Annotated in this window: 13 protein-coding genes and 4 pseudogenes; 15 read left to right on the forward strand and 2 right to left on the reverse strand. The window is 53.2% G+C overall.

What is annotated here, in order from left to right:
• From QQS52_RS11245 to QQS52_RS11270, 6 genes and pseudogenes are all read left to right on the forward strand, one after another.
• Positions 1-219: pseudogene (locus QQS52_RS11245) on the forward strand (DNA methyltransferase); the annotation flags it as partial.
• An 18-nt stretch (positions 220-237) separates the two neighbouring features.
• A pseudogene (locus tag QQS52_RS11250) lies at positions 238-348 on the forward strand (DUF2188 domain-containing protein); the annotation flags it as partial.
• A gap of 142 nt (positions 349-490) precedes the next feature.
• Complete coding sequence (locus tag QQS52_RS11255) at positions 491-982, forward strand: hypothetical protein (protein ID WP_472773929.1); 492 nt, start codon at positions 491-493, stop codon at positions 980-982.
• Between the two features lie 23 nt (positions 983-1,005).
• Positions 1,006-1,290 carry a hypothetical protein gene (locus QQS52_RS11260; protein ID WP_472773930.1) on the forward strand — a complete coding sequence of 95 codons (285 nt, stop codon included), beginning with the start codon at positions 1,006-1,008 and terminating at the stop codon, positions 1,288-1,290.
• 126 nt (positions 1,291-1,416) lie between these two features.
• Positions 1,417-1,533, forward strand: a pseudogene (locus QQS52_RS11265) (recombinase family protein); the annotation flags it as partial.
• A 1,583-nt stretch (positions 1,534-3,116) separates the two neighbouring features.
• Positions 3,117-3,416, forward strand: a complete 300-nt coding sequence (locus QQS52_RS11270) for a hypothetical protein (RefSeq protein ID WP_472773931.1) — start codon at positions 3,117-3,119, stop codon at positions 3,414-3,416.
• Here QQS52_RS11270 and QQS52_RS11275 read toward each other — a convergent pair.
• Positions 3,413-3,733 (reverse strand): hypothetical protein, encoded by a 321-nt coding sequence (locus QQS52_RS11275; RefSeq protein WP_472773932.1) that lies wholly within the window; start codon positions 3,731-3,733, stop codon positions 3,413-3,415. The two genes, QQS52_RS11270 and QQS52_RS11275, sit on opposite strands and share 4 nt — an antisense overlap.
• Positions 3,734-4,077: 344 nt before the next feature.
• On the opposite strand from QQS52_RS11275, the gene QQS52_RS11280 reads away from it, so the two are divergent.
• The 3 genes from QQS52_RS11280 to QQS52_RS11290 all read left to right on the forward strand — a co-directional run bounded on the left by QQS52_RS11280 (position 4,078) and on the right by QQS52_RS11290 (position 5,573).
• Complete coding sequence (locus QQS52_RS11280; RefSeq protein ID WP_472773933.1) at positions 4,078-4,620, forward strand: hypothetical protein; 543 nt, start codon at positions 4,078-4,080, stop codon at positions 4,618-4,620.
• Between the two features lie 22 nt (positions 4,621-4,642).
• On the forward strand, positions 4,643-4,816 hold the full coding sequence (locus tag QQS52_RS11285) for a hypothetical protein (protein WP_472773934.1): 174 nt from the start codon (positions 4,643-4,645) through the stop codon (positions 4,814-4,816).
• Positions 4,817-5,399: 583 nt separating this feature from the next.
• Complete coding sequence (locus tag QQS52_RS11290) at positions 5,400-5,573, forward strand: hypothetical protein (protein WP_472773935.1); 174 nt, start codon at positions 5,400-5,402, stop codon at positions 5,571-5,573.
• Here the strand turns inward: QQS52_RS11290 and QQS52_RS11295 are convergent.
• Positions 5,562-6,422 (reverse strand): helix-turn-helix domain-containing protein, encoded by an 861-nt coding sequence (locus QQS52_RS11295; RefSeq protein WP_472773936.1) that lies wholly within the window; start codon positions 6,420-6,422, stop codon positions 5,562-5,564. The two genes, QQS52_RS11290 and QQS52_RS11295, sit on opposite strands and share 12 nt — an antisense overlap.
• A gap of 146 nt (positions 6,423-6,568) precedes the next feature.
• Between QQS52_RS11295 and QQS52_RS11300 the strand changes: the two genes are divergently transcribed.
• From QQS52_RS11300 to QQS52_RS11325, 6 genes and pseudogenes are all read left to right on the forward strand, one after another.
• Positions 6,569-8,032, forward strand: coding sequence for a replication initiation protein (locus QQS52_RS11300; RefSeq protein WP_472773937.1), 1,464 nt, complete (start codon positions 6,569-6,571; stop codon positions 8,030-8,032).
• Positions 8,033-8,138: 106 nt separating this feature from the next.
• Positions 8,139-9,128: a type IIL restriction-modification enzyme MmeI gene (locus QQS52_RS11305; protein WP_472773938.1), complete on the forward strand. Its 990-nt coding sequence runs from the start codon at positions 8,139-8,141 to the stop codon at positions 9,126-9,128.
• Between the two features lie 372 nt (positions 9,129-9,500).
• Entirely contained in the window at positions 9,501-9,896 is a 396-nt protein-coding gene (locus tag QQS52_RS11310) for a DUF6355 family natural product biosynthesis protein (protein ID WP_368520923.1), read from the forward strand.
• 3 nt (positions 9,897-9,899) lie between these two features.
• A complete protein-coding gene (locus QQS52_RS11315; RefSeq protein WP_368520922.1) occupies positions 9,900-10,220 on the forward strand; it encodes a DUF6355 family natural product biosynthesis protein in 321 nt (106 codons plus the stop codon).
• A gap of 54 nt (positions 10,221-10,274) precedes the next feature.
• Positions 10,275-10,703, forward strand: a complete 429-nt coding sequence (locus QQS52_RS11320) for a DUF805 domain-containing protein (protein ID WP_368520921.1) — start codon at positions 10,275-10,277, stop codon at positions 10,701-10,703.
• A gap of 284 nt (positions 10,704-10,987) precedes the next feature.
• Positions 10,988-11,518, forward strand: a pseudogene (locus QQS52_RS11325) (ArsR family transcriptional regulator); the annotation flags it as partial.
• Positions 11,519-11,733: the final 215 nt, after the last annotated feature.

The raw sequence follows: 11,733 nt of genomic DNA on the forward strand, positions 1-11,733 counted from the left end.
ACCATTCGCCATAACCTCACCGAATTCAAGGTGCGCTGGCTTGCCCATATTGAGGAATGGAAAGCAGAAAACCGACCGGCCACTGAATCAAGCCACGACCAACAGTTCTGGGGAGACCTCCTCGACTGCTTCGGTATTAACGCCCGCGACATCTACCTGTACCAGCGCAGCGCTAAACGAGCATCGACCGGGCGCACTGGCAAAATCGACTTGTGTTAGCAACGTGAATGGAGCCGGAAACTTGCTAAAGATAGTAATAGTGAGTGGATAAAGCACCGAAAAGACAACGGGCGCATTCATCAACGCAACACATACGGTGATCATGCTCCTTGTCGGCCCCGTGGTTAAGTAGCAGTTTATGTTCTGGCAGTTGCGGAGACAACGACAGTAGTTTCGTTTAAGCTGAAGCTGTCTTAACCCGACGATATCTTCCGACACTGTATTTTCCGAAAGGAACCATGATGCGCGCAAACGCCTATCCACCACTCTTATGTCGCTGACTCTCGCTGCGACTGTGCCTTTTGCGGGAACTGCTGTAGCTAATGCCGCACCTTCTTCCACCACTTCTGTCTACGCTGAGTATTACGACGCAGAAAAAGATCCTGCATTGGCTGATCGTGCTCGCGAAATGACAGAAGCGCTGGAAACTATCAACTCTGTTCCAGACAGCGTTCTTGTCCAAGGCGACAAAGCAACTCAAGAATGGTTGGCAACGCACAGCCAAATGACTTCCACTCGCGCTAGTGTCGCAGGGTGCACTGCCGCTATTGCACTTTTCCTAGGAACAAATCTGGTGAGCGCAGCTAAAATCTTGAAGATTAAAAAGCTCATCGCTCAGCTTGGCGGCGTCCGAGAGGCAGTCCAAATCATGTGGGGAGCAAGCTTTTCCTACGAGAAGATGCAAGCAGCTGGAGGAACTATCGCCGCGCTTGCTGGTGAATTCTTTGGAGTGACCAGCATTCGGGAGAAATGTTTTAACTAAAACAGCCAAAGGAGGAAACCACTGTGGCTGAACGAATCCTACTAATCGCTGGAGGGTTTGCCTTTCTCATCTCTGCAATTGCTTTTGGGATTGACGGACAACCACTCACTGCAGGAATCATCGCTTTCGTAGCAGTCATAATTTTCTGGTTCGGGAACAAAACAAGCTCTGACGCGAACGATTTTGCAGTAAAAGGTAAGTCCCAACCACAAGAACCGACTCCTTCCGCACAAGAAATTCGCCGTTATCGAGAAGAACACCCCGGGGCGGGAATACTTGAGGCCGTCCATTGCCTCCGCAACGATTGATCTCGTATAGGGCTAGCAACTCTACGCTCGGGAGTACTGAAGCTGCTTACAGTACATTCATGCAAAATTGCTCCTCACTAGTAGTGACTGAAGAAAACAGTTGTCTACTAATGAGGAGCAATTTCCGTTAATTATGTGCGCGCCGGCGATCAACTCATTGTGGTGAGCATGGACAGGCTTGCCCGCTCGCTTATCGACCTCCACCGCCTGGTCGATGAACTCACCGAACGCGGAGTATCCGTCAGTCCATGCCAACTGCATAAGCCTCTGAGTGCTTTAGTGCCCAGAGGCTTATCTACATGGCACAAGAGCAACGGGAGAGGCTTAGCGCAGCTAATCGTAGGAAGAAAGCTGCAGGTAACAGTACTCGTGCATAGATTCTTACATCGGCCTCCCAGAGCTTCGCACAGACTGGGAAAATCCCTACCTGGGCGGAGCTAGGGAGGGAAGTTAGAGTGTCTAGGCGCACTGTTGCGTACCACGTCGCGGCCCTTAAAGAAGCTGGATTGTATCCGGAAGAATAGGGGTGCAATACCGTAAGCAATATACGGTTCCCCGGCGCTAGGCAGTTAAGTAAAACCTCTCTTAGCAAGATTGGGTTGGATGGACTATGTCCCGGTGTCACTAAGAGTGCCAATAGTGTGTTGCCGCTACGGCCAGAAGACGAGCAGATCGAGAAGCTCTGTCCAGCTGTGGATCGTGGTCATAGGGTCGGCAAGTACTGCGCCGAAGGCAGCGCCTAGTGCGAGTGAGTGAAGTTCAGAAAGTCGCTTAAGACTGGTGCGGGGATGCGAGTTCTTTTCCATAGGGGTCTCCTAACGTGACCGTATTTCGGTTGTGCGAAAAGGAGTATCCAAACTGCCGCGTTGTCCGGCTCCAGGTGCTCGGTTTGGGCTGCCGCCCGAGCCGTCCGGCTCGGTTGCCCCGGTGCAGTCCTCGTGTGCTCAATCGCGTAGGAGTGTCTGGCCCTCCATGGGTATTGCTGCCGGGTCTTTAACCGCTTAGACGGGCACACAGCGCGTGTGTCACGCCGGCCTACACGCGTTGTGTCACCTCGTGCGTCACCTCGTGTGTCACGTTGTGCGACACACTGCCGCGGTGCTCGCTGCGCTCACACCTTGCCCCGCAGGTCTGACAAGCCCGTGCGGGCGGAATGTATCCAAATATGTTGCTGACCTACCCGCCAGGGCGGTCAGTCTTTCGGGCTGGAAGAACCGGCCCGAACCCACGCCGCAAAGAGCCTGAAAAGACACACACTATATGCACTCTTAGTGACATCGGGTGACCAGGCATTTTAGTGCCTGGCAGGTTTTATCGCACGTGCGATAAAGTAGGGGGCATGGCAACTCAAAAAGAAGTCTGCGAAAGGTGCGGTAAACCAATCCCGCAACGGACGGATCCGCGTGGGCGGCAGGCCCGGTTTTGCTCGGGTGCATGCCGCGCTGCTGCGTCGCGTGAGCGCCGTAGGCGACAGCACCAAGAGGAGTTGGCGCAGGCGCATGAGCAAGCCACGCTGAAGCTGCGTACCCCCAGAGAGGAGGTAGCTGACGCGGCTCGTGTCGTCAGGGAGATGACTCGCGCTCTCCGGACGGGGCGCGAGTTCTATGTCAGTGATGAGCACCAAGAGTTGGTGCTTGCGGTGCATGAGTTCGCCGAGCTTATGGAGAAAAATGCGCGCCGTTCTGTCGCCCCTGCTGGTTTGAATCGTGCCGCCCGGAGGGCAAAGAAAAAGCGGCGGCATTAAGCGATTGCCTAATTCTCTGCCGAGTTTCCATACTTGAATAAGTCGGCAGTTAACACACCTTATTTTCCGTAAACTGCCGACTATGGAAGAGAAAAACCTATCGTCATTAGTGTTCGGAAACGTCGTCCTTGAATCTCAGTTTTTGGGGACAACGCCTCGAATATATGCCGCTGACATGCGGTCTTATTCTTTACGCCCCAGTCCTTATGCCACTCTCTCTGCCCCCTTAAATGATTTAAGAGGGCAGCTTCAACCTGACCATGCTGAGGCTATCGCTAAGAAAATCTTTGACTCCGTGGCTGAAGAGCTGAACGAAAACTACCCGGGTGGTTGTGAGCGCGCAGAGGGGGAACTAAAAGCCTGGCTTATGCAGAGTAATTAGTTCACATTGCATGGAAGATGGACTTCTTTGGAGATATCAAAGCCATGATGCTTTCCTGCAAAAATCTCTCCATCAATTCGATAATCATGCCCTGAAATAGTTGGGTCACAGATCGCTTCTCCACGAACAAATCCGTAGCCACCCTCAGTAAGATTCTTAAAGGTTTCATCTACGGTCTCATAAACAAATCCGAGATGTTCTTCTTGAAGCCTGATCTTTGCGCTTAAAGGAAGAAGCCCAGTTCCAGTACACCGGACATGCAATCCATAAGAGACAATTCCTCCGGCTTCTACCTGGGGATTCGCAAATGTTCCCAATGGCTATCCCAGGCGATGTGCTCTGGGTTCTTAGTCATCAGACCGGAGTAGCCCTTGTCGCCATCGACGGAGCGGCGTAGGCCAGCGGCTTGCGTTTGGCGTACTCGGTGCGGGGGTAATGGCGTTGTCAGCGATTAGAGTGCGCGCAGAAGCGCGTCAGGGGGCAATATCGACCACTAAAAGGTTATTCATCGTGCTTGGGTTGGCTTGGACGTAGCACTGCCAAGTGCCTTCTCGCGTGAGGTGTGATAGATGCCCTCACACAGTTCGTTAAAGCTATTGCCTATGATTCGGAAACATGTAACCTCGGGAGGTGAACCACCTGTCTAAAAATTAGGAGCACTATGAGAACTCAGTCAAAAGCACTGACGGCACTAGCTTCCGTAGCTATCCTTTGTTCCGGTCAGGGACTAGCCTCCGCTGCAGAAAAGGTCGATCCTACAACCCTTCAAGAGTTCCAAGAACAGACCGCTGCAGAAGGATCAATCACTCCGGAGGTTCTGGATCAAGCTTTTGAGGAACTGATCAACTCGGATGTTCCCCGAACTGTAAATGATGACTCCACCGTAACCTTCGACCTCGAGCACATGGATCTAACGTTAAGGGATCCACATGCCGTCACTCCCTATGTGAGCGGAGGGAGAGAAGACGGGGGATTCTGGGTAGAGTTCACCCCTCTTGAGCAGGACATGATCATCAGCGGATCGGGGTTTGCCTTGGGGACCGCCATCTGCGCCCTTCCCGCTGTCGGGTGGGCTGCCTGCACTGTCGTTGGAGCCATCATCACCGGGGCAACAGTAGTCCTCAGCCACCACAAGAAATGCAATGACCGCATGAAAGTCCATTACAGGTGGAACGGAACAGTCCGTGGCAACGAGTGTGTTTAACGATCAAGTGTGAAGAGGACTAATGAACAGGCATAAAATATCTCCCAATGCGATTGTCGTTGCACTATTTGGGCTGGCAATTTCAGGTTATGTCGCCATCGCAAACAAGTCGATCCTCGGATTTTTTATCCTCATACTGCTCACCATAGTTGCAGCAGTACTGGTCAATCACGTCAAAAACAGTCATCAGGAATAACCAGTGAGTAAATCTGTATAAATGCGTACTTAATTCTTTTATCTACTAAGTACGGATAACTTCCTGTAAATGTCCTCCCCAGTGCTTCTAGTGAAAGGAGATGCTGGGGAGTTCCTTTTATTGTGCGCTTCTTGATTTCTAGTGGTCGTGTAAACAGCAGAACGAAAATCGTCGTGGCAAGCGCTGTCTAGTGAATAGGCAGCGCTCCATTTCGTTTTGGCCCTTATTCTCTGGAACTGTTTGCGCATTAGGGTGTGTGCGGGTCCCCTGGAATAGTCGCCCCTTCGTGCCGCTAGTGGAGGCGCTGCGCGCCACCGTTTTCGGGCGCACGGCGCCCTCTAGCCGCGCGCCTTGATGCGCGCGGTGCCGGCCGTTCACCGGCCGGCCTCCGTGGGGCCACCAGATCGAAGATTGATCACTGCCGAAAGTCGGTTCCGGTGTGTCTCGGCGGGGCCGAGGCACACCGGCTGCAACGACATATTTGGGTACATTCCTATCCCGTCTAGGAGGGGTGGTTTTTACGTTTTCGCAGTTTAAGGACGACATATTTGGAAACATTTGTAGATGAAGGTGTGTAGGTCGCATGGCTAACGATATGAAGTCTGAGTTGGTTGACCCGTGCTTTGACGAGCTTTCCCGATGGGCTGAGTCAGACGAGTTTTTTGATGCAATGGATGCTGCAGCCCGGTCAGGAAATTCGGATGGGATGGCGTTGCGTCACGCCCAGGAGATCATTCGAAACTGGTTAGGAAAATAGGCCGCGAAGGCGGCCGAAGAATCCTTGCTGTGAGGGTTGCTTGGGTTCTTCCTCGTGTGCAGTCTCTGCTTCTGCTGAGGAAGGTGTGGCGGGAGATTCTGAGCCTGCTGTGCTGTCGTCGGTAGGTTGCCTCGACGGTTCGGGGGATGGTTCGGGGGCTGGGGCATCAGATGATCCGCGATCTAGCATCAGTAGGGCCTTTTGGAGGTCTTCGATACGAGCCGCGCGTTCTGAGGCCAGTATTTTTTGAGCCTCTAATTCTTTGCGGAGGGACTGCTCGCGCAGCTCTGCTAGTTCGAGTTTGTGTTGCAGATTAAGGGTGTTCAGGTGGTCACCCTGGTCACCTGTGCGGACATGTTCATGGTCACCCTTGTGGTCACCCTGAACACCCCTGTGGTCACCCTCTTGGATAACCGATTCTTCGGCGGGTGCAGGCTTTCCTGGGCGCAGTCCTGCGGCCCCGAGGGAGGTTACTGGAATTGCCCACTGACCGTTTATTTTCCTTGCTCCGGGAAGCTCTTCCTTTTGCAGCATTCTCATGATCGTGCTGCGGCTTACCCCGGTTTCCTCGGCTGCCTTTCGGGGTGACCACGTGGTCAGGTGAACACCTGCATGGTCACCCTTGTGGTCACCCTTGTGGTCACCCTTGTGGTCACCCTGGTCAGGCCTGGTCATGCCTTGACCATACTGCGCTCCGGGTGCTGAAACAGAGCGCTGTTTCGGTGTGGCGAGAAAACGAGAAAAAGGGGCGGTTTCCATCGACTGGACGGGGAATCCGCTCTGCCAGGATTCAGCGCACGGCGTAAACCAGGGTGTGGTGCAGGGCGTAAACCAAAAATATGTCTTCACCTGCGAATTTCTGCGTGTCGCCACTGGAAAATAACACCCATGTCATTTAGAGTCAGGGAAAGACAATGAAAACGAAGAAAGCCACCGGGCGGCAACCCGATGACTTTCGCTTATCACCCAGCTAGCACCTGGGAGAAAGCACAGCCATGAGTTTACAGGCTTACGCGCAGAATGCGCACACTAAAACACCGACCCGTGTCGAGCGCGACCGTGGTGGACTGGATAACACCCCAGCATCTGCCAGTGACCGCGACCTTTTACGCGATCATCTAGGCCGCGATGTACTTCACGGTTCAGTCACACGAGACTTTAAAAAGGCCTATCGACGCAACGCTGACGGTACGAACTCGCCGCGTATGTATCGCTTTGAGACTGATGCTTTAGGACGGTGCGAGTACGCCATGCTCACCACCAAGCAATTCGCCGCCGTCCTGGTCGTTGACGTTGATCAAGTAGGTACCGCAGGCGGTGACCCCGCAGACTTAAACCCGTACGTCCGCGACGTGGTGCGCTCACTGATTACTCATAGCGTCGGGCCGGCATGGGTGGGTATTAACCCAACTAACGGCAAAGCCCAGTTCATTTGGCTTATTGACCCTGTCTACGCTGACCGTAACGGTAAATCTGCGCAGATGAAGTTGCTGGCTGCGACTACGCGTGTGCTGGGTGAGCTTTTAGACCATGATCCGCACTTTGCCCATCGCTTTAGCCGAAACCCGTTCTACACAGGCAAGGCCCCTACCGCTTATCGTTGGTATAGGCAGCACAACCGGGTGATGCGTCTTGGAGACTTGATAAAGCAGGTAAGGGATATGGCAGGACACGACCAGTTCGCCCCAGCCCCGCGCCAGCAGTTTAGCTCTGGCCGAGAACTCATTAACGCGGTCAAGACCCGCCGCGAAGAAGCTCAAGCATTCAAAGCGCTTGCCCAGGACGTAGACGCAGAAATCGCCGGTGGACTCGACCAGTACGACCCGGAACTTATCGACGGCGTGCGCGTTCTCTGGATTTCCCAAGGAACCGCAGCACGCGACGAAACTGCCTTTAGGCATGCGCTTAAGACTGGCCACCGCTTGCGCCAGCAAGGCCAACGCCTGACAGACGCGGTGATCATCGACGCCTATGAGCACGCCTACAACGTCGCACACACCCACGGCGGCGCAGGCCGCGACAACGAGATGCCACCCATGCGCGACCGCCAGACCATGGCAAGGCGCGTGCGCGGCTACGTCACTCAATCCAAGAGCGATGCCTACAGCGGCTCTAACGCGCCAGGTAAAGCCACCAGCAGCGAACGCCAAGCACTAGCCACCATGGGACGCAGAGGCGGCAAGAAAGCAGCAGAACGCTGGAAAACAGACCCCGAGGGCAAATATGCGCAGGAACGCCGTGCGACTTTGTCCGCTGCGAATAATCGACGTACTGCCACAGGAAAGAGTAACGCATTCAGAATCGCAGCTTTCTTTGCTGATACCTTTGGCCAGACCGGTCAATACCCGTCTATTCCTGATGCTATGGAAGAGTTCGGTGTATCGAGACCGACGGTAAACCGGGCTTTAAGGATGGCAGGTATATCTCTCCCCAGAGGACGGACTAAGTTACCAAAATAAATGTGTCACGCCATAAGCAATATACGGTTCCCCTGCCGCTAGGCAGTTAGATAAAACCTCACTTGAAGAAAACCTTGAGGGGCAGGGCAGCTTATATGCTTTTAACATGACTTCCTCTGCTCTCCTAGACCGTGCAACCATTCGCCATAACCTCACCGAATTCAAGGTGCGCTGGCTTGCCCATATTGAGGAATGGAAAGCAGAAAACCGACCAGCCACTGAATCAAGCCATGACCAACAGTTCTGGGGCGACCTCCTCGACTGCTTCGGCATTAACGCCCGCGACATCTACCTGTACCAGCGCAGCGCTAAACGAGCATCGACCGGACGCACCGGCAAAATCGACTTATTCATGCCCGGCAAAGTCATCGGCGAAGCAAAATCCCTCGGGGTCAACCTCGACAATGCACACAACCAGGCGCTGGACTATTTGTTGGGCGGTACTATCCCGAACTCACAGCTGCCGCCCTACGTCATCTGCTCCAACTTCGAGACCCTGCGTATCACGCGCCTCAACCGCGACTACGTCGGCGATACCGCAGACTGGGACGTTACTTTTAGCCTTGCCGAGATTGACGAGCACGTCGAGCAACTCGCGTTTCTTGCCGACTACGAGACTTCCGAGTACCGCGAGGAAGAACAAGCATCCCTGGAAGCATCACGCTTGATGGTTGACCTGTTTCGCGCGATGAATGGCGACGAAGTAGACGAAGCCGTGGGCGATGAAGCCCCAACCAACCCGGAGGAAGAAGACGAGCGCGTCATGCGCACCTCGGTCTACCTCACCCGCATTCTTTTCCTCCTATTCGGAGACGATGCCGGACTCTGGGACACCCCGCACCTCTTCGCTCAGTTCGTGCGCAACGAAACCACCCCAGAAACCCTCGGACCACAGCTCAACGAGCTATTCCGCATCCTCAACACCCCAGAAGATAAGCGCTCTAAGCGCCTGCCTGGAACCTTGGCGAAATTCCCCTACGTCACTGAAAGCGAAAGTCGCCCAGTACGCGTGTCTATCATGCGCGTGCTGGGCGACTTCTATCAGCCGGCGTACTGGTGCGCGTTAGCGGCGTGTGACGGTGGGCTTGCAAGGTAGTCCCCAGCCGGTGGTGTGGGCGGCGTTAAACGGCTCGGCCTGGTCGATGATTTGGCGTGCAATCTTGGCCGCTTCGCGCCCGAAAAGTTTGTTGAGCATGTTCCCTGTCATTAAGCAGTAGTGCAGATGGGAGGTAATGGGCTTGGCTCGCTTACGAATTGGCCATAGATGCCCAAACGACTGTGGGGACGTTAGTGGTTGGCGTATTTAGTGACCTGTAGGGCGTTTAGTTAATTGGGAATTAACATCGATAAAGCTTTGGATGACTTTTCCGTTATATCCTTTACTTAACTAACCGATTGTGAGTAGCGTAGGTCGCACGGAGCGCTGGTTCTGCTCTGGTTCATTTGTTTGAAATTAAGGGAGCTTTTCATGTCAGGTTTGAGTAAAACTACTCCAATCGCAAGTTCGGGTATTAAAAGAATGCTCGTCGGCACAGGGGCACTATCTCTTGTTTTCGCTGGGATGGTGACGATTGGCGAAACTCCTGAAGCTTCGGCGACTACTTGCGGCTACCACACTGAGCACATTGACCGAGAACACAATTGGGGGGATGTGACTATTCCTGTAGTGGATGTAACTGTTCCTTTTCCTGGTGGCAGAGTTGAAACAGCATTCTGGGGAAATTGCAGTGGTGGAAACGAAAAGATCAAGGTTAATGCAGAAAGTGGAGATTACGAAGTTTGTGTTAACCCAGGAGATTCCCAACTTGGCACGACTCGAGAAGGGAAGAAAATTTCCGGCGCTTCAAAGATTGGAGCGTGCTAAATAATGGGAAAAATTACTCGTAAAACACTTTCGACAGTTATTGCTGGATGTACAGCACTAGGCTTGTTGACGGTCAGCCCTATCGCTTCAGCTTCAGTATGCGGTTTCGTGGGAAAAGCTACGGGGAGCCCTATCGCCGGCAAAGGCGACGATGGAAAATACGAAGAGGCCGTTTACACTAACTGCAAAAACCATCCAGTAAAGATTAAAGTTAAGTATTTTTACGCATCCGAGGATAGGTGTGTAGGGCCTGGCGAAACCCGGCTAACCGTAAACCCGAACTTAGGAGCCTTGGTTGGGGCAGACGAGATCGGTAGTTGTTAAGGGATAGGAAATATCCTTCCCTAAAGTATTCTTTTAGCGGAAGGAGATTTTATTATGGATAAGCAGTCTTCCTACCAGGCCCTGCATGGGGCGTCTCCGCAGCAGGCCGTGTCACGGTTTTTCTTGAGATATTTTGCTTTTAAAGGGTCAGCCTCTAGAAGTGAATACTGGTGGATTTTTTTCTTCTTGACTATTGGTTCATTCTTCGTCAGCATGCTCGATAATCATTTAGGTGATTTTCATGGAGTATCGCTAGAAGAAGTGATAGCAGCAATCGTGTTTCTGCCTTTTCTTGCGTTGCTATCGAGACGGCTGCAAGATGCGGGATTCTCCGGAATTCTAGTTGTATTATTTTTTATCCCCATAGTGGGAACTATCCCTTTAATGATCATGACCCTTCTTCCCTCAAGTGATGACAAACGTCATCTCTTTTTCCAGCAGAAGGTGTCGCCTTCAAGCCAAAAGGAAGCACGATCGGCTTAAAGGAAAGTCTGGCAATCGTAAGCATTCAAGTGTGTGGTTACGGAAGTCTTTAAGGATAAGGGAGAGACTGGCCTGATTTTTGGTCAGTTCCTTCAACCTGTCGGGGGCGACACTAGTCGTTGTGCGTGGTGTTAGTTCATGGTTCTCGCGTTGCCGCGAAAGTTGCTTACGCGACTTCCTTGCCCATGTAGCTGTCACGCCCTGGCACAACCAACTCCACTGAAAGATTCGCCGGTTTTCTGCATTGACCTCGTCTGAATGGCGCTTAATCGCCATATTCTATGGGACACCGCTTGCGCCAGCAAGGCCAACGCCTGACAGACGCAGCAATCATCGACGCCTATGAGCACGCCTACAACGTCGCACATACCCACGGCGGCGCAGGCCGCGACAACGAGATGCCACCCATGCGCGACCGCCAAACCATGGCTAGGCGCGTGCGCGGCTACGTGACTCAATCCAAGAGCGAGGTCTACAGCGGTTCTAGCGCGCCAGGTAAAGCCACGAGCAGCGAGCGGAAAGCCTTGGCCACGATGGGCCGCAGAGGCGGACAGAAAGCCTCACAACGCTGGAAAGACCGTGATAGCGACTATGCGCAGTCTGAACTTGCAAAACTGGAGCGAACGCACCGAAGGAAGCGAGTTCAGGGGCAAACGACGCGTGCAAGAATTCAAGCCCTTGTCGGTCAAAGCTTTGTAGAAACCGGTAAGCTTCCGTCGCGCAAAGAAATCATGGCTGAAACAGGCGTGTCTGAATCTACCGTCAAACGGCATCTGCGAGAGCTACGTACTGCAGGGTTGCTTCCCGAGTTGTAGGGGGGGTCATACCGTAAGCAATATACGGTTCCCCTGCCGTTAGGCAGTTAGATAAAACCTCACTTGGAGAAAACCTTGAGGGAGCAGGGCAGCTTATATGCTTTTAACATGACTTCCTCTGCTCTCCTAGACCGCGCAACCATTCGCCATAACCTCACCGAATTCAAGGTGCGCTGGCTTGCCCATATTGAGGAATGGAAAGCAGAAAACCGACC

The organism is Corynebacterium sp. 1103A (assembly GCF_055700955.1).